Origin of the sequence: Streptomyces anulatus, from assembly GCF_000721175.1 — a bacterium.
Lineage (GTDB): Bacteria > Actinomycetota > Actinomycetes > Streptomycetales > Streptomycetaceae > Streptomyces > Streptomyces anulatus_C.
The window spans coordinates 313053-330802 of the sequence record NZ_JOEZ01000003.1 but is presented as its reverse complement, the minus strand read 5'-3'; the positions used below and the strand labels follow the sequence as shown (position 1 = coordinate 330802).

General features: G+C 68.9%; 16 protein-coding genes and 1 pseudogene. 5 read left to right on the top strand and 12 right to left on the bottom strand.

Annotated features, from left to right (window positions below):
• Positions 1–105 precede the first annotated feature (105 nt).
• The gene (locus tag IG90_RS0104490) at positions 106–1047 is read right to left on the bottom strand and encodes an RNA polymerase sigma-70 factor (RefSeq protein ID WP_030577851.1); all 942 of its coding nucleotides are present in this window, start codon (positions 1045–1047) and stop codon (positions 106–108) included.
• A 155-nt stretch (positions 1048–1202) separates the two neighbouring features.
• Positions 1203–1676: a carboxymuconolactone decarboxylase family protein gene (locus IG90_RS0104485; RefSeq protein WP_030577849.1), complete on the bottom strand. Its 474-nt coding sequence runs from the start codon at positions 1674–1676 to the stop codon at positions 1203–1205.
• Between the two features lie 172 nt (positions 1677–1848).
• Here IG90_RS0104485 and IG90_RS0104480 point away from each other — a divergent pair, with 172 nt between their 5' ends.
• The 3 genes and pseudogenes from IG90_RS0104480 to IG90_RS0104470 form a co-directional block, all read left to right on the top strand.
• Positions 1849–2235, top strand: a complete 387-nt coding sequence (locus IG90_RS0104480) for a DoxX family protein (RefSeq protein ID WP_030577847.1) — start codon at positions 1849–1851, stop codon at positions 2233–2235.
• A 439-nt stretch (positions 2236–2674) separates the two neighbouring features.
• Positions 2675–3772, top strand: a complete 1098-nt coding sequence (locus IG90_RS45525; RefSeq protein ID WP_245170707.1) for a hypothetical protein — start codon at positions 2675–2677, stop codon at positions 3770–3772.
• A gap of 118 nt (positions 3773–3890) precedes the next feature.
• Positions 3891–4421, top strand: a pseudogene (locus tag IG90_RS0104470) (DUF2252 family protein); the annotation flags it as partial.
• Between the two features lie 150 nt (positions 4422–4571).
• Here the strand turns inward: IG90_RS0104470 and narI are convergent.
• The 6 genes from narI to IG90_RS46840 form a co-directional block, all read right to left on the bottom strand.
• The gene (narI, locus tag IG90_RS0104465; protein WP_030577841.1) at positions 4572–5291 is read right to left on the bottom strand and encodes a respiratory nitrate reductase subunit gamma; all 720 of its coding nucleotides are present in this window, start codon (positions 5289–5291) and stop codon (positions 4572–4574) included.
• Positions 5288–5986, bottom strand: coding sequence for a nitrate reductase molybdenum cofactor assembly chaperone (gene narJ, locus IG90_RS0104460; protein ID WP_030577839.1), 699 nt, complete (start codon positions 5984–5986; stop codon positions 5288–5290). Before narJ ends, narI begins: the two co-directional genes overlap by 4 nt.
• Positions 5983–7641, bottom strand: a complete 1659-nt coding sequence (narH, locus tag IG90_RS0104455) for a nitrate reductase subunit beta (protein WP_030577835.1) — start codon at positions 7639–7641, stop codon at positions 5983–5985. The genes narJ and narH overlap by 4 nt, the downstream gene beginning before the upstream one ends.
• Positions 7641–11378 carry a nitrate reductase subunit alpha gene (locus IG90_RS0104450; RefSeq protein WP_030577832.1) on the bottom strand — a complete coding sequence of 1246 codons (3738 nt, stop codon included), beginning with the start codon at positions 11376–11378 and terminating at the stop codon, positions 7641–7643. The genes narH and IG90_RS0104450 overlap by 1 nt, the downstream gene beginning before the upstream one ends.
• Before the next feature lie 280 nt (positions 11379–11658).
• Positions 11659–11991 (bottom strand): cupin domain-containing protein, encoded by a 333-nt coding sequence (locus tag IG90_RS0104445; protein ID WP_030577828.1) that lies wholly within the window; start codon positions 11989–11991, stop codon positions 11659–11661.
• A 608-nt stretch (positions 11992–12599) separates the two neighbouring features.
• Positions 12600–12797 carry a hypothetical protein gene (locus IG90_RS46840; RefSeq protein ID WP_209443545.1) on the bottom strand — a complete coding sequence of 66 codons (198 nt, stop codon included), beginning with the start codon at positions 12795–12797 and terminating at the stop codon, positions 12600–12602.
• On the opposite strand from IG90_RS46840, the gene IG90_RS46835 reads away from it, so the two are divergent.
• Positions 12790–13110, top strand: a complete 321-nt coding sequence (locus IG90_RS46835) for a hypothetical protein (RefSeq protein ID WP_206433908.1) — start codon at positions 12790–12792, stop codon at positions 13108–13110. The two genes, IG90_RS46840 and IG90_RS46835, sit on opposite strands and share 8 nt — an antisense overlap.
• The gene (locus IG90_RS0104435; RefSeq protein WP_030577823.1) at positions 13103–13576 is read left to right on the top strand and encodes a hemerythrin domain-containing protein; all 474 of its coding nucleotides are present in this window, start codon (positions 13103–13105) and stop codon (positions 13574–13576) included. Before IG90_RS46835 ends, IG90_RS0104435 begins: the two co-directional genes overlap by 8 nt.
• A 298-nt stretch (positions 13577–13874) precedes the next feature.
• Here IG90_RS0104435 and IG90_RS0104430 read toward each other — a convergent pair whose 3' ends face one another.
• From IG90_RS0104430 to IG90_RS0104415, 4 genes are all read right to left on the bottom strand, one after another.
• Positions 13875–15047, bottom strand: a complete 1173-nt coding sequence (locus IG90_RS0104430; RefSeq protein ID WP_030577820.1) for a GTP-binding protein — start codon at positions 15045–15047, stop codon at positions 13875–13877.
• A 5-nt stretch (positions 15048–15052) separates the two neighbouring features.
• The gene (rpmF, locus tag IG90_RS0104425) at positions 15053–15223 is read right to left on the bottom strand and encodes a 50S ribosomal protein L32 (protein ID WP_030577817.1); all 171 of its coding nucleotides are present in this window, start codon (positions 15221–15223) and stop codon (positions 15053–15055) included.
• Between the two features lie 251 nt (positions 15224–15474).
• Positions 15475–16653 (bottom strand): 3-hydroxybenzoate 6-monooxygenase, encoded by a 1179-nt coding sequence (locus IG90_RS0104420; RefSeq protein WP_030577814.1) that lies wholly within the window; start codon positions 16651–16653, stop codon positions 15475–15477.
• Between the two features lie 317 nt (positions 16654–16970).
• Positions 16971–17747, bottom strand: a complete 777-nt coding sequence (locus IG90_RS0104415; protein ID WP_030577812.1) for a 2,3-dihydro-2,3-dihydroxybenzoate dehydrogenase — start codon at positions 17745–17747, stop codon at positions 16971–16973.
• Positions 17748–17750: the final 3 nt, after the last annotated feature.

The window sequence follows — 17750 nt, the reverse complement described above, 5'->3', positions numbered from 1 at the left end:
CAGTGCTTCAGGTGCACGAAGGCGTGCTCGCGCACGGTCCGCTGGGCGGCGATGAGCTGGTTCACCTCCCTCTCGCCCCTGGTCAGTGTTTTGTTGCGGGCAGCTCTAAAGCCGGCGACCACGGCACTGCGTCCGCCTGCGATTCCACTTCACTTCCTCGTCGATGGCCCAGGCATCGGCGACCGGCCCGAGGTGGCCGAGCTTGTCTGGGTTGATCACCGAGCGGATGGTCCGGATCTGCCCGTCGAGCACGTCGAGCGCCAAGGCATGAAGGACCTTGCTGTCCCGGTCGCGGAAGACCGCGCCCGGCTGGCCGTTGATCTCGTGCTGCTCGAACGTGACGTGGATCCGGGCCATGAGGGGGAAGACGGAGGCGAGCAGGCGGGCCACGTTCTCGGCGCCGACGACGGTCTTGGCCAGCTGTGGGGCCTTGCCGCCACCGTCCCCGACCAGCTGGATGTCGGCGGACAACAGGCTCTGCAGCCCGCCCATGTCACCCTGCGACAGCGCCTCGAAGAACCTCGTCGCCAGCTCCTGCCGCTCCTGGCGGTCCGCCTCGAACCGGGGTCGCCCGGCCTGCATGTGCCGACGCGCCCGCACAAGCAGCTGCCGACACGCCGCCTCCGACCGTCCCACCGCGGTGGCGATCTCGTCGAAGCCGAAGGCGAAGACCTCCCGCAGCACGAACACTGACCGCTCCAGGGGGCTGAGCCGTTCCAGGAGCAGCAGCGCCGCCATCGATACGGAGTCGGCCAACTCGGCCGCGCGCGCCGGATCCTCGTACGGATCGCTCAGGAGCGGCTCGGGCAGCCACGGGCCGACGTACTTCTCCCGCCGGACCCGGGCAGAGCGCAGCACGTCGATCGCGATCCGGGTCACCGTGGCCGACAGGAACCCCTTGGCCGACACAGGGCGGGTCGCCGAGGTGTCGAAGCGCAGCCACGTCTCCTGCACCGCGTCCTCCGCCTCGCCCACGCTGCCCAGAATCCGGTACGCGATCGAGAACAGCAGCGGCCGCAGCTCCTCGAACTCCTCGACCTTGCTCACACGGTCTCTCCCTCACAGTCCTTGGCCCGCCGGTCCGACCCGCGCCGACAAAGCGTCCTTCGAAGATCATCCAATTCGTGGCCAGGGCGGCCGCTCGCCCCCGGACGGCGCCTTGCCCCGAACAACCCGGGGCCGGGGCGCGGCCGCACGGTTGTTCAGTGGAACTGGCCAACCTCGTAGTCGCCGGCGGGCTGCCGCGTGATGATGTTCAGCCGGGTCACCGTGTTCATGAACGAGACCAGGATCACCAGGGCGGTGAGCTGGTCCTCGTCATAGTGCTGCGCGGCACGGGCCCAGACCTCGTCGCTGACCCCGTCGGCCGCGTCCGCGACCCGGGTCCCCTGTTCCGCCAGCTCCAGGGCGACCCGCTCTGCCTCGGTGAAGACCGTCGCCTCCCGCCACACCGCCACCAGGTGCAGACGCACCGCCGTCTCGCCGGCGGCCGCCGCCTCCTTGGTGTGCATGTCGGTGCAGACCGCGCATCCGTTGATCTGGCTCACCCGCAGCGCCACCAGCTCCTGTGTGGTGGCCGACAGCGGCGACTCCTTCAGCGCCTTCCCCGCCGACATGAAGTGCTTGAGGGCCTTGCCGGCGGTCGGGCTGTCGAAGTAGTTCAGTCGCGCGTCCATCTTCTGTTCCTCCGTGCTCGTCGGTGACTTCACCCTCGAGACGAGGCAGCCCGCTTCGCTGTGACATGGCGGGATGTGACGCGCATCTCTCCACCGGCGAGGTTCGCCGATGTCACAGGACACGCCCCTGCGTCGTCTCGGGTGCGGAAAGACCTCGATCAGGGAGTTGATGATGAACATCGCGCTGTGGATCACCGCCAGTCTGCTGGCTGCCGTCTGCCTGGCCGGCAGCGCCAAGATGTTCGTGCCGCAGGAGAAGATGGCCGCCATGGGCGGCACCGCCACACAGTGGGTCCAGGACTTCAGCCCCAGTGCCGTCAAGGCCATCGGCGCCATCGAGTTCCTGGCAGCGGCCGGACTGATCCTGCCCGCGGTGCTCGACATCGCGCCAGTCCTGGTGCCACTGGCCGCCACCGGACTCGTTCTGCTGTTCCTCAGCGCGGTCACCATGCGGCTCCGCCGGGGCGAGAGGACCACGATCACGGGCGACCTGATCTACCTCTGCCTGGCGGCCTTCGTGGTGTGGGGCCGTTTCGGCCCCGAGTCCTTCACGGGCTGACCACCCACCGCTTCCTCAGGCGAACCACCATCGAGAAGACAGCGCACGGACCTCGCCAGCACACCACCTGCCCACCGGCCAGCATCTTCAAGATGGCGCAGGCTCAATGTTCAAAGCCGGTGACCGTACTGCCGTATTAAGCCGAAAGGCGCCCGTCAGCTCTGGGAGTCCCCTGGGACTTTTCTGGGACTTCCGGCCCCATCAAGCGGCACGAACGTGAAATAGCCGAAAGGTCATTCGCGCAGGTCAGCGACCGCCAGCCGCTCATCGCGGCAGGTCACAGCGCTGGCTGGTCTCTTCCGGGACATCTGACGGGCGGGGTGTCGTGCCCCTTGGGGACACGGGGCACGACACCCCTAAACACGCGACGACCTGCGGTTATACCCTTTCTCGGCCTTCCATTGATCACCGCCGTTTTTCATCACCTTGTGCAACGCGTGTGCAAGATGATCTTGAAGAGGTAACGGTGCATCAGTATGACCTGATCGCCCGTCAGCCTTCACGGAGAGTGCTCACCAGAGGAGCCTCGCAATGCCCGCACCGACGCTGCCACTGGCGTTCCTTCAAATCGGAGTCGACTACGACCAGTTTCGGCCCGGACCTCTACACGTACCGGACGAACATTCACCCAGCCGCCTCGGAACCCGGGGTGATACGCCTCGGTCCCCGGCTCGTTGATCAGTGCCATGGCCAGGGTGTTCTACACGGTCAGGACGAGTGCGGTGCGGGCACGGCGCGTGGCGCGATCGAGTCGACGCACGGGGCGTACCAGCGGGAGGGGATGGCGGGCGTACATCGACGCCAGCAAGGTCATCAAGACCACGAAGGGGCCGGCTTCTCGCCCGCCGAGAGGATCCCGGCCGTCCACACAGACTTCGTCGTGTTCGCGTCGGAGGATGTCGGCAAGGTCAAGACCTACGTGAGAGTGCTGGAAATCCTCGGGGGCTGGCTGCCCGTCATCGCGTTGCTGGTCGCGGCCGCCGGAGTGTACGTGGCCTTCAACCGCCGGCACGCGCTCATCGGGGCCGCACTGGCCGTGTTCGTCGCCATGCTGGTTCTCGGAATCGGCCTCACCGTGGCCCGTGACGTCTATCTCGACCGTCTGCCGCCCGGGACGTCCCAGGCCGCGGCGGGAACCGTGTACGACGCCCTGGTGAGGTTCCTGCGTGCCGGCCTCCGGGCGGTCGCCGCGGTCGCCCTCTTCACCGCCGCCGGCGCCTTCCTCGCCGGGCCGGCCCGGATCGCCGCGCTCACGCGCACCGGCTGCCGGAGAAGCATCGGTGCCCTGCGCGACGTGGCCACATCGGCAGGGCTTCGTCTCGGTCCGGTCGGTCGGTTCGTCCATCGTTTCAAGCGCTGGATCGGGGTGGCCATCCTGGTGGTCGCCGCGGTTGTGCTGTTCACCTGGAGCTACCCGACGACGGCGGTCGTGGTGTGGACCGCGGTGATCATCCTGGCGGGCTTCGCGATCCGCGAATTCCTGGACGATGACTCCGCACCGCCCGCCGCCTCCCGGGCCGGCTCCGCCACTCACTGACCCGACTCGCCGCCGGCCCCTCAGGGGACCCGTCGACTGCCGCGCATCGGAGCGGTCGATCCACTACTGACACCCCGTCGCCCTCGCCCTGGTGAAGGCCGGCTCTGGAGCCGCTGCCATGACCGAGAACCACCTGGACGGCCGCGGGTTGCGGCACCACACTCCGCAGGAGCGGGCCGCGCTGGGCAAGGCGGCGCGAGCCGCCGTGCCCCGCTCCAGCCACGCCTGGTTCTCGGCGGGGCCCGGGCGGCCGGACCCGTTGGAGATCATTGAGAAGCAATCGGCGACACGGCTGCCCGAGCTCGTGCCGATCCGCTACGGAAGGATGTCCGAGTCGCCGTTCCGGTTCTACCGTGGGGCCGCCGCCATCATGGCGTCGGACCTCGCTGACACACCGCAGACGGGCTTCCGTGCACAACTGTGCGGCGAAGCTCACCTGTTGAATTTCCGGCTGTTGGCCTCGCCCGAGCGGCGCCTCATGTTCGACATCAACGACTTCGACGAGACGCTGCCGGGGCCTTGGGAGTGGGACGTCAAGCGTCTGGCGGCCAGTCTCGTCATCGCCGGCCGGTCGAACGGCTTCAGCACCAAGGAACGCGCCGGGCTCGTTCGGGCCACCGTGCGGTCCTATCGCGAGAGCATGCGAGCCGGACATGACTCCGATTGGTTGCCTTGGCTCCGATTCTGGCTCCGCGGCGTCCACGGACAACTCGGATGCGAGTCCGTTGCCCGTCAGCGGGCTATGCCGGCTGACGGTTCCGGCAGGTGGCCGGGACCGGCGGGCTGACCATCATCCGTGTCAGCCCACCCGGTCCCAGCCGCGACGCGGCTGGTGGCTGCCGAGCCGGGTGGTGTCGCGGCTGCGGTAGACGATGTAGGGGCGGGTGAGGTACCCGAGCGGGGCGCTGAACACGTGGACGAGCCGTGTGAAGGGCCACAGCGCGAAGAGCGCCATGGCGAACAGGCCGTGGAGCTGGAAGCCGAGCGGCGCTTCGCCCATGAGTTCGGGGTGGAGGTCGAATCGGAAGATCCCGCGGAACCAGACCGAGACGCCGTCTCGGTAGTCGTAGTCCTCGAGGATGTTGGCCGCCACCGTGTTGAACAGACCGAGGAAGATCACCACGGCGAGGAACAGGTACATCACCTTGTCCATCCGGGTGGTGGCTGAGAAGACCGGGCCCACCGTGCGCCGGCGGTAGATCAGGATCACCATCCCGACGACCGTGGCCAGCCCCGCCAGCGCGCCGACCGAAAAGGCCAGGAAGTGGTAGAGCCCTTCGGACACACCGACCGCTTCGGTCCAGGACTTGGGGATGCCCAGCCCGATCACGTGGCCGAAGAACACCCCGATGATCCCGAAGTGGAACAGAGGGCTGCCGATCCGCAGGATCCGGTTCTCGTAGAGCTGGGAGGAGCGGGTGGTCCAGCCGAACTTGTCGTAGCGGTAGCGCCACAGATGTCCCAGGACGAAGGCCGTCAGGCAGATGTAGGGGAAGACCACGTACAGGAACTGATTCATGTGCGGGCTCCTGGAAAGGTGGGCATCGGCAGGGGTGTCGTCTCGCGAGACGCGGCTGGGCTGAACTGGGGGTTGGCAAAGGGTGCGAGCCCGACCTCTTCCTCGGGCGGCCCTTCCGCGGCGAGGCGGCTCACGGCGTCCCGCTCGTCGCCACGCAACGGTGGCAGGGTCGCGGTGACGGCTTCGACCAGGCCGGCCCACGGAGAGGCCATGTCCCGCAGCGACAGCCGAAGCAGCTCAAGACCGGCCCGGTGGTCGAGCATCAGCCCTCGGCCGAGCTCCCTGTCGACCGTTGCGGCGAACTCGAGCACGACGCACAAGTGGTCGGGCAGCTCCGAATCGTCGAGTGCGAAGCCGGCGCGCAGGTAGACCTGCTTGAACCGGAGGAGAGCGACTCCCCGTTTGCGGGTGTCCCCGTGGGCGAAGTAGGTCAGGAACAGGTTGCAGCGTCTGCGGTTGTCGAAGGTCTCGACGTACTTCGCCTGCAGCTCCGCCAGTGGCATGGCCTCCAGCTGCTCCACGGACGTGCGCATCGTCCCGCCGAGTGCCGGGGGCAGTTCCCGCATCGCCGACCGGACCAGCGCGATCCGTCCGGGGAGCTCTTCGTCCGGGTAGTCCAGCAGGAGGGAGACCGACTGCCACACGATGGTCAGCTGGTGCGGAGTCAGCGCGGGCTTCGCACGGACCCTGCTCATGAGTCCGATCCCTTCGAGGGGAAGAGCCCGGGGGGAGAGCCCCTGCCGTCCCAGTTGAGCAGGTTGACCCGGTCTGCCTTGTCGTCGGGGCCGGCCAGCGAGTCGGAGGTCTGCCGGTCCTGCAGCATCTGGAAGTTCTCCACCGCGATCGGTGTCGGGGCGCCCGATCCTTCCCCGAACGGTCCGGAACCACCCATTCCGGGACCGCCCTCGTAGTCGAGCGAGCACTCCGTGGCCAGCTCTTCCAGGGAGTGGGCCTGCTCGGCGTGGGCGGACGGGATCACATAGCGCTCGTCGTACTTCGCGATCGCCAACAGGCGGTACATGTCATACATGTCCTCCTCACTCATCCCGACGGCGGCCGGGATCGACGCATCGGGTTCGCGGCCCATGTTGATGTCACGCATGTAGCAGCGCATCGCGGCGAGCTTCTTCAGCACGCCGTCCACAGGCGTGACATCGCCGGCGGTGAAGAGTTCGGCGAGGTACTCGACCGGGATCCGCAGCGCGTCGATCGCGGCGAACAGGTTGCCCTTGTCCTCGGCGTCCTCGCCGGTCTCCTTGACCACGTCGACGACCGGGGACAGCGGCGGGATGTACCAGACCATGGGCATGGTGCGGTACTCCGGATGCAGCGGCAGTGCCACCTTGTAGGTACTGATCAGGGCGTGGATCGGGGAGCGCTGGGCAGCGTCGATCCAGTCGCGGGCGATGCCTGCCTTCTCGGCCGCGCGCACCACCTCCGGGTCGGACGGGTCGAGGAAGACGTCACGCTGTGCCTCGTAGAGCCCTTGCTCGTCGGTGGTGGACGCGGCCTCGAGCACCTTGTCGGCGTCGTACAGCATCAAGCCGATGTAGCGCAGCCGGCCGACACAGGTCTCGGAGCAGATGGTGGGCTGCCCGACCTCGATACGGGGGAAGCAGAAGGTGCACTTCTCGGCCTTGCCGGTGCGGTGGTTGAAGTAGATCTTCTTGTAGGGGCAGCCGGAGACGCACATCCGCCAGCCGCGGCACTTGTCCTGGTCGACGAGGACGATCCCGTCCTCCTCGCGCTTGTAGATCGCACCGCTGGGACACGAGGCGGCGCACGAGGGGTTCAGGCAGTGCTCGCAGATGCGCGGCAGGTAGAACATGAAGGTCTGCTCGAACTCGAACTTCACCTTGTCGGCGATCTTCTGCAGCAGCGGGTCCTGGTGGCCGTTGAGTGTGGAACCGCCGAGGTCGTCGTCCCAGTTGGCCGACCACTCGATCTTCATGTCCTTGCCGGAGATCAGCGACTTGGGACGCGCGACCGGCGTGTGCTCCTGGGCAGGCGCGTTGGTGAGCGTGGAGTAGTCGTAGGTCCAGGGCTCGTAGTACTCGTTGATCGAGGGGAGCTTGGGGTTGGAGAAGATGGTCAGCAGCTTCTTGAACCGGCCGCCGCCCTTGAGTGTGAGCCGGCCGCGCTTGTTGAGCGTCCAGCCGCCCTTCCACTTCTCCTGGTCCTCGTAGGTGCGCGGATAGCCGAGCCCCGGCTTGGTCTCGACGTTGTTGAACCAGATGTACTCGGTGCCGGAGCGGTTGGTCCATGCCTGCTTGCACGTCACCGAGCAGGTGTGGCAGCCGATGCACTTGTCGAGGTTCATCACCATCGCCATCTGCGCCATGACCCTCATCAGTAGGTCACCTCCTGCGAGCGCTTGCGGATGACGGTGACCTCGTCGCGCTGGTTGCCGGTGGGGCCGAGGTAGTTGAACGCGTAGGTGAGCTGGGCGTAACCGCCGATCAGATGCGTGGGCTTGACCAGCAGCCGGGTGAGCGAGTTGTGGATGCCTCCGCGCTTGCCGGAGGTCTCGGCGATCGGTACGTCGATGAGCCGGTCCTGTGCGTGATACATGTACACCGTTCCCTCGGGCATCCGGTGGGACACGATCGCCCGGGCGACCACGACGCCGTTGCGGTTGACCGCCTCGATCCAGTCGTTGTCCTTGATCCCGACCTTCGCGGCGTCCCGGTCGCTCATCCAGATGTTCTGGCCGCCCCGCGAGAGGGAGAGCATGAACAGGTTGTCCTGGTATTCGGAGTGGATGGACCATTTGTTGTGCGGGGTGAGGTAGCGCACGGTGAGCCCCTCGACGCCCTGGCCGTCGGAGCCGTCCGAGACGTTGCCGAGGGAGGGCTCGGCGAACAGGGCCGCCATGTTCAGCGGGGGCCGGTAGACCGGGAGTCCCTCGCCGAGCTCGGCCATCCAGTCGTGGTCGAGGTAGAAGTGCATACGCCCGGTCAACGTGTGCCACGGCTTCTTGCGCTCGACGTTGATGGTGAAGGGCGAGTACCGCCGGCCACCGCTCTCCGATCCGGACCACTCCGGTGACGTGATCACGGGGACGGGCGGGCCCTGGGTGTCGGCGAAGGTGATCTGTTTGCCCTCGTGCTCCTCGGCAAGGTCGGCCAGCCGCACGCCGGTGCGCTTCTCGAGAGTCTTGAACCCCTGGGTGGCAAGCGCCCCGTTGGTGGTGCCGGACAGCGCGAGGATGGCCTCGCAGACGTTCACATCGCGCTTCAGCGACGGTCGGCCTGCCGCCGCACCGGTCCGGACCGTGCCGTTCTTGCGCCGCAAGTAGTCCACCTGCGCGCCGAGTTCGAAGGTCACGCCCTTGGTGGTCGCTCCGAGCGTGTCCACCAGCGGGCCGAGTGCGTTCATCTTCTCGGCCACGGCCCCGTAGTCGCGCTCGACCTCGACGAGCCTGGGCATCGTGACCCCGGGGACCGGCTCGCACTCGCCCTTCTTCCAGTCCCGCACGGTTCCGTGCGGGTTCGCCATCGCGTCCGGGGTGTCGTGGGTGAGCGGAAGGGCCACCACGTCCTTGCGGACCCCCAGCCGGGTGCCGGCGAGCTCACTGAACTTCTCGGCGATCGCCTGCCAGGCGTCCCAGTCCGTGCGGGTCTGCCAGGGCGGCGTGATGGCCGGGTTGAAGGAGTGCACGAAGGGGTGCATGTCCGTGGTGTTGAGGTCGTGCTTCTCGTACCAGGTGGCGGCGGGCAGCACGACGTCGGAGAAGATCGTGGTGCTGGTCTGCCGGAAATCGATCGTCATGAGCAGGTCGAGCTTGCCCTCGGGGGCCTCGTCGTGCCACTTCACGTCGACCGGACGTCGGTCCTGCGGTGTCTCGGTGGCGCGCACCGAGGAGTCGGCGCCGAGCAGATGCTTGAGGAAGTACTCGTTGCCCTTGCCGGACGAGCCGAGCAGGTTGGCCCTCCAGATGGACAGGATGCGCGGATAGTTCTCGGGGGCGTCCGGGTCCTCCCCCGCGAACTCCAGGGCACCCGACTTCAACTGCTCGACCACGTACTCGCCCACCGGGGTCCCCGCCTCGGCGGCCTGGTCGCTCAGGTCGAGTGGGTTCTGGTTGAACGTCGGGTAGGACGGCATCCAGCCCATGCGCGCGCTCTGCGCGAGTACATCGGCGGTGCTCATTCCCGCGAGCTGCCCGCTGCCCGTCCGGGCGGACAGGGTGTCGGCACCGAACTGGTCGTAGCGGAACTGGTTGGTGTGGAGATACCAGTACGCGGTCTGGATCATGTTGCGCGGCGGCCGGTTCCAGTCCAACGCGTTGGCGATCTGTGTGTAGCCGGTGATCGGCCGCACCTTCTCCTGGCCGACGTAGTGCGCCCAGCCACCACCGTTGACCCCCTGGCAGCCCGTCAGGTTGGTGAGGGTGAGGAACGCGCGGTAGATCGTGTCGGAGTGGAACCAGTGGTTGGTTCCGGCGCCCATCACGATCATCGAGCGTCCCTTGGACTCCTCGGCGTTCGCGGCGAACTCGCGCCCGACCCTGGCCGCGGTGGAGGCCGGGACACCGGTGATCTTCTCCTGCCATGCCGGGGTGTAGGGCGACTCGGCGTCGTCGTACCCGGTCGCCCATTCTCCCGGAAGGCCGTCCCGGCCCACGCCGTACTGCGCGAGCAGCAGGTCGTAGACGGTGGTGACCAGGTGGCCGCCGACCCGCCGGACCGGCACACCGCGCGGCAGGTCGGCCGCCGCACCGTCGGGGGTGTCGAAGCGCGGGAACCGGACGAGCACGCTTTCCTGCGAGGTGCCCATCAGCGTCAGTTGGGGGTCGACGTCACCGAGTTCCAGATTCCACTCGCCCACACCGGCCTCGCCGTAGCGGTGCCCCAGAGAGCCGCCCGGAACAGTCGGCTGCCCTGTCCGCGCGTCGACCAGCACGGTCTTGAACGCGGCGTTCTCCTCGTGCTGGTGCTCGGGGAGGTCGGAGGCGGTGAGGAACTTGCCCGCCGTGTACGTGTTCTCGCCGCTCGTACCCGGTCCGGCTGTTTCGTCGAGCCGGACCAGGTAGGGAAGATCGGTGTAGGTCTTGACGTACTGCGTGAAGTACGGGGTGTGACGATCGACGAAGAACTCCTTGAGCACGACGTGGCCCATGGCCATGGCCAGGGCGGCGTCGGTGCCGGGCTTGGCCGGCAGCCATTCGTCGGCGAACTTCACGTTGTCGGCGTAGTCGGGGGCGACCGCGATGACCTTCTGGCCGCGGTACCGGGCCTCGGTCATCCAGTGCGCGTCCGGTGTGCGCGTCACCGGCAGGTTGGAGCCCCACATGATGAGGTAGCCCGCGTTCCACCAGTCCCCTGACTCCGGGACGTCGGTCTGGTCGCCGAACACCTGGGGCGAGGCCACCGGGAGGTCGGCGTACCAGTCGTAGAAGCTCAGCATCGAGCCGCCGACGAGGTTGATGAACCGGGCGCCGGAGGCATGGGAGACCATCGACATGGCCGGGATCGGTGAGAAGCCGGCCACCCGGTCGGGGCCGTACTTCTCGATGGTGTGCACGTGGGCAGCCGCGATGATCTCCGCGGCTTCCTCCCAGGTGGCACGGACCAGGCCGCCCTTGCCCCGCGCGGACTTGTACGCCTTGGCCCTCAGCGGGTTCTCGACGATGTGCGCCCACGCCCGCACCGGGTCGCCGTCGTGCTGTGACTTCGCCTCACGGAACATCTGGAGCAGGACACCACGGACGTAGGGGTAGCGCACCCGGGTCGGCGAGTAGGTGTACCAGGAGAAGGCCGCGCCGCGCGGGCAGCCGCGGGGCTCGTACTCCGGCGAGTCCGGGCCGACCGAGGGATAGTCGGTCTGCTGGGTCTCCCAGGTGATGATCCCGTCCTTGACGTAGACCTTCCAGGAGCAGGAACCCGTGCAGTTGACACCGTGGGTGGAGCGCACGACCTTGTCGTGGCTCCACCGGTCCCGGTAGAAGTCGTCGGCGTCACGGCCCCCTCTCTGCGACAGCGTCCTCAGATCGTCGGAGACCGTACCCCGGGTGAAGAACCGCCGACTGCGTACCAGCGCGTCGGCCAGGGGCCCGTCCATCCCGATGTCCTTGTCCTTGCCCATGGCGCTTCCTGTCCTCGTGCGGTAGGAGGGAACGGTGATCGCGCGGGTGACCTGTCCAGGGGTTGACCGATGATCGGCGGAGGTGCCCGCCGACCCCTGTCGACTCCGCAATGCCACCGACCGGTCGCGCACCGCACCACTATGTGGCTCGGGCGGTCTGCCGGAGCGCACGGAGGGGAGCGTGTCGAGCGGCGCGTGGCGCGGATGGCTCAGCGCTCGAGGTGCGGACAGCCGCGCCGGGCGACACGTCGAGCGACTCCGGGGACCGGCGCCGAGATCATCATTGACGCTTCGCGACGGTGAGCAGGACCGCGGATCTTTCCAGTGCCTCAAGACTGTGCCGAGCCGACGGTACTACGATCATGTCACCGGTCATTCCGTCCCACGATGTTTCGGCGCTGCGCAAGCGCACCCGTCCGCGCAGAACGAGCAGTGTGGCTTCGCCGGGGTTTTCGTGTTCGGCGAGTGACTGCCCCGCCTCCAGGGCGACGAGAGTCTGGCGCAGCATGTGCTCGTGGCCGCCGTAGACGGTCTCCGCACTACGCCCGGAGGCTGCTTCTGCGGCTCGCTGCACGTGCTCGCGGACTTTGGCGTCCAAAGAGAACTTCTGCATGGGGCCGAGTCTGCCACTCATTCAGTGATCGTCAATGCCCGGCACGACGCCGCCGTTGCGCGGACGCCGTCCGAGGCCCCGGAGTACTGGCGGCGCGGTATCGGTTCAGGTGCCGCTGCGTGCCTGCTCCGGGTGGCCGCGAGAAGTCTCACCGCGGTCCGTCGTACAGGCAGCGACGGAGCAGCATGAGTACGTGGATGCCGGTCACGCGCGCCAGGGTCTGCGGCCGAGGTGCGGATGTGCTGACCGTTGATCTCTCGCATCGGTCCTTCTGTCATGCCTGGTCCCAACGAGTCGTGGTCCGTCACGTGGTGGGGCGGCAGGGAGGGCCTCTCTCACCGGTACGGGGCGTCGTAGGTCATTCGACTTCCGGTAGCTGCGCTCTGGTCCCGGTCGGCAGAAAAGAGAGGCCGAACGGCCCTGCCGCCCGGCCGGCCGGTGGCCGAATCTGGGGATGGAGTCGCTGGTGGAGGATCGGGGGGGGTGTGCCGTTCCTTGCTGTCAGCTGGTGGCGGCCGCGAGCGAGACGGGGGGCGGCAATGCGCCATGTGAGCGAAGCGCGGTTGACGGGCGAGCGGACGCGGGTGGGGGGCCGGCTACGGCCTCGGTCAGGCGGACGCGGCGAACCGCATGTCGGGTTCGGTACCGCCGGCGGTCACGATGCGGCCGGTAGGCGGCGGGCTGCCGGACCGCGTGGGGCCGACACCGGTGCCCGGTACGGCCATGGCGGACGTGGCCGTCGGCGCGGCCGTACAGTCCGCTCCCCCGTCACCGGCTCCGGTGGGCAGCATCGCGTTCATGGCCATGGCCGCCGCTCCGGGAGCCGGCAGCGGTGCCACATTCGCCCTGGTCGCCCTGCTGTCTCCGGCGAACAAGGTCGGGTCGGTCACCGGGACGGTCGGCGCCGCCGGCGGACCGGGCGGCTTCATCCCGCCACTGGTCATGGGCACCAGCTACGGCACCGCAGCCTCCTGCGCCCTGGGGCCGGTCCTGCTCGCCGTCGTGGCACCGGCGGCACTCGCGTACACCGTCGCCGGCGTACGCCGCGTAGCAGCCCGTCCCGCATCGCCCGACACCGAGCGCGCACCCGTGCGCGAACGAAGGGATCCCCATGTGTGAGTACTGTGGTTGCCAGTCGATCAAGGCCATCGCCGAACTGACCGCCGAACACGACAGCGTGGTCAATCTGATCAGCCTCGTGCGTGCTGCCCACGACGGCGCCGATGCCGCGGAGATGGCCCGGGTGGCACGCCTGATCACTGCGATTCTCCTCCCGCACACCCAGGTGGAGGAACACGGTCTCTTCCCGGCGATGTCGGACGAGTTCCCCGAGCAGATCGACGCGTTGGAGGACGAACACCGGCGCATCGAGAAGGTCCTGGGCGAGGCCGCCGACGGCGTCCCGGCCGATCCGGGCTGGCCCGGTCGGCTGATGGAGGCACTCGCCCTGCTGCGTGAGCACATCCTCAAGGAACAGGACGGGGTGTTCCCGGCGACACTGGCAATCCTCACCCCGGAGCAGTGGGACATGGTGGACGCGGTACGCACCCGCGTCACCGACGCGGCTTCCACGCCCACCCGTTAGGCGTGTTGTCCACTGCTCGGGGGCCTGCTGCCGACAAGCCCCACGGATGAGCCCGGCCCTCGCCCGGCATCCCCCCTGTCACCTGCACGGGGACGGCATCCGCCGCTTCTCCTACCGCGCCGATCGTGCTCCAGGCAGGCGGAACCGTCGGAGTGTCCGGCCCGGAAGTGCCGGGAGGTGCGGAGTCGCATCGCGCGGCGGGACGGGCGGCGTCACCTTCCGCCTCTCGGGTGGGTGGCTGCACGTTGTACCGGGTTGGGCGGTGCCGTGGCTGCGACCACCGCCCAACCCGGAGATCTCAGGTTCGCGTGACGAGTTCGGGGTGCTCGTGCTCGCAGGCGTCGTCGATGCCATAGGTGTCCCACGAGGGAAACGCGTCGATGAGAGGACGGTCTTCACCATCGGACATGAGGCAGCTCGCCAGGGCGGCCTCCAGCTCTGTCGCGCGCAGTCCGGTGCCGATGAAGACGAGTTCCTGTCCCTGCGCGGTGTCCGCGTCGCGCGCACCGGAGGGCTCGAAGCGGGCGACGGCGCCGGCCTGTGACCACAGGCCGGTCACGTGGGGGCGGCTCGCGAGCCAGAAGAAACCCTTGGACCGCAGGACCTGTCCGTACGCTCCGCTGTCCAGCCCCTCGGTGACGAACGTCCACAGCCGGCCGGGGTGGAAGGCGCGGTCGGAGCGGAAGACGGTGGACGAGATGCCGTACTCCTCCGTCTCCGGGACATGGTCCCCGTTCAGTTCCATGACCCAGCCAGGGGCTTGCTCGGCGCGTTCGAGGTCGAACAGCCCTGTACCCAGTACGTCGTGCGGGTGCACGGTCCCACGGGTGGCCGGCACGATCCTGGCGAGCGGGTTGAGGCGGGTGAGTGCCACCTTGAGCACGTCGGCCGCCTCGGCGTCGACCAGGTCGAGCTTGTTGAGGACGATGACGTCGGCGAACTCGATCTGGTCCACGAGCAGATCGCTGACGGTGCGCTCGTCGTCCTCGTACTGGTCGAGGCCCCGCTCGGCCAGGCCGTCCCCGCCGGAGAGCTCGGGCAGGAAGTTCGCGGCATCGACGACCGTGACCATGGTGTCGAGCCTTGCCAGGTCGCCCAGGGTCGCGCCGTCGTCGCGGGGAAAGGCGAAGGTGGCCGCGACGGGCATGGGTTCGGAGATGCCACTGGACTCGATGAGGAGATAGTCGAAGCGGCCCTCGCGGGCAAGCCGGCCGACCTCCTCGAGCAGGTCGTCGCGCAGAGTGCAGCAGATGCACCCGTTGGTCATCTCGACCAGACGCTCCTCGGTGCGCGACAGCGCGGCCTCGCCGCCCCGAACGAGCGCGGCGTCGATGTTGATCTCACTCATGTCGTTGACGATCACCGCGACCCGCAGGCCCTCGCGGTTGCTCAGCACGTGGTTGAGCAGCGTGGTCTTGCCGGCGCCGAGGAAGCCGGACAGGACGGTGACCGGCAGACGGTCGTGCTTCATCGACTTCAGCCCTCGGGGCGCAGCAGGCCGCGCTCGTACGCCTTGGCCAGACGCTGAGGCACCCGGTACACGGTGCCATCGACGGTGACGGGCACCAGCTGCGGGGTCGTGGCCTTCCACTGCGCGCGACGGTGGCGGGTGTTGCTGCGGGACATCTTCCGCTTGGGGACGGCCATGGATATCTCCTGGGTAGGTGGTCGACACCCTCAGGCTATATGAAAATGGATCCCATTATCAATTGAGTCACTTCCGTCTTGACCAGGTGGCGAGTTCGAGGACGGCGAAGGAGCTGCGCCTTGATCGCGCACGGCCCCGGGTAGCGCGCCGGAGGCCCACCTCAGGCATCCGGCCCCATCGGCGTGGACACGCATGTGGACCAGCCGGCGGTTCGCGTCCTACAGGCCCGCCCGTGCCGCCGCCTCCTGCCTCACCCGAAGTGCCGGGCTCCGTGCAGCCAGGCGACCTTCTCGTACAGGTCTTCCTCGGGAAGCGAACCGAGCAGCGCGTCGCGCTCCCGGGCCCGCTCCCCCGCCGGATGGTAGAGCCGCGTGCCCATGGCACGGGACAGGAGCTGGACGCGCGCGGTGCGCTCGCGTCGCGCGGCGTTGTACTCCCGCAAGCGGTGCGGCACCTGGTCGTCGGCCGCGTCCGCCAGGACGTCGCCGAGGACCACGGCGTCCTCCAGGGCCTGGCAGGCGCCCTGGGCCGCGTACTGCAGCATCGGGTGGGCGGCGTCGCCCATGAGCGCGGCCCTGCCGTCGGCCCAGGTCCGGACCGGGTCACGGTCACACAGCACCCATTGGCGCCACTGGTCACCGAGCTCCAGTAGGTGGCGGGCGTCCTCGCCCAGGCCGGGGAATCTGTCCAGCACGACGGGGCCGGGGACGGGGCGTCCGGAGACCGGCTCGCGGGCGCGGTCGTCCAGGGTCGCCGCGAGGTTGAGGTACTCGCCGCCGCCGATGAGGTAGTGGACGACGTGCCAGTCGGGGCCCGCCCACAGGGTCACCGCGTTCTCGCGCAGCGCGGGTGGCACCCGCTCCACCGGGACCACCGAGCGGTAGATGGTGTGACCGCAGACCCGGGGTGCGCCGTCGCCCACGAGTTGGGCGCGGACCGCGGAGCGCAGGCCGTCGGCACCGATCAGGAGCCCGCCGGTGAAGGTGCGCCCGTCCTTGGTGGTCACGGTCACCCGCCCCGGGTCCTGCGTGTATCCGAGCACGGCGGCGCGGGTGACGAGGGTGATCGCCCGATGTGACCGGCAAGCCGTCAGGAGCGGCGTGAGGAGGTCGCTGCGGTGGACGACCGCGTACGGGTTGCCGAAGCGTTTCCGGTAGCGGGCGGTGACCGGCATGCTGATCAGCGTCCGGCCCGACGGCCCGTCCATCAGGCGCAGTTCGTCGACGAGGACGGCGCGGCTGTGCACCTGCGGGCCCACGCCCAGGAGGTTCAGGGCGTGGAAGCCGTTGGGCCCGATCTGGATGCCCGCCCCGAGTTCGGCGAAGGTGTCCTCGCGCTCGAGGACGGTGACGCGATGTCCCGTGCGGGCGAGGGAGAGTGCGGTGGCGAGGCCGCCGATGCCGCCGCCCGCCACCAGTGCGTGGGTCATGGCGCCGTCCTGGCGTCCTGCCGCAGGGCGTGGGCGAGCAGCGCGCCGGGGATGCGGGGCCCGTTCATGGTCAGGGCCGACTCGGCGTGGAACTGCGTCGAGGTGAATCGTGTCCTCGGCGTCGATGACGAGGACCCTGCGTCCCTCCGGCGGCGCGGGCGCGAAGGGGGCGGGGCACGGCGCGCGGCACGCGTCGGCCCGCCGGTCGACGGCGGGGGCCGGCAGCTCGTCGGGAAGCGGCAGCGGGTACGGCGCGACGGGCGGGATCCCGGGCGTGTCAGGGTCGGTCCTTTCACACGGCCGCGGTGGGTGGCCGGTCACGTCGCGGCGCCGAGGGTCGCTCCGCCGTCGACGGTGAGCGTCTGCATCGTGACGTGCCCGGCCTCGTCCGAGAGCAGGTAGCCGACCGCGTGGGCGACGTCGCGCGGGCGGGCCACCTTGCCGAGGGGGATCCCCACCTTGTACGTGTCCAGGCTCCCCGCGACGCACAGGGCGGTGGCGGTGCCGTCGGGGTGCATGTCGCGCAGCATGGGAGTGTCGGTGGAGCCGGGGGCGACGACGTTGCAGCGGATGTTGTACCGGGCGACCTCCAGGCCCAGGCACTTGGTGTAGGCGGTGGCCGCGGCCTTGGACGCCGCGTAGGCGGCCATCCCCGTGCGGGCGGTGCCGGCCGCATTGGAGGTGACGGTCACCAGGGCTCCCCGGCCGCGCGGGATCATGCGGTGGACGACCGCGCGGGACATGAGGAAGACGCCCCTGCTGTTGACGGCGAAGGTGGCGTCCCAGTCCCGCTCGTCGAGCCGGTGGGCCGCGCCGACGCGTAGCACCCCGGCGGTGTTCACCAGCGCTTCCAACGGACCGAGTTCACGTTCGGCGCCGTCCACCAGGGCTTCGACGGCGGCGGACGAGGTGACGTCGGCCGGGCGGGCGTGGACGGCGAGTCCGTCGGCCGTCAGCTTCGACACCCGCTCGGTCAGCCGCCGCGGGTCGAGGTCCACGGCGACGACCGTGTCCCCCCGTTCGGCCAGCAGCCGGGCGACCGCCGCGCCGATGCCCCCGGCCGCCCCGGTCACCAGGACGGTTCTGGATGTCATACG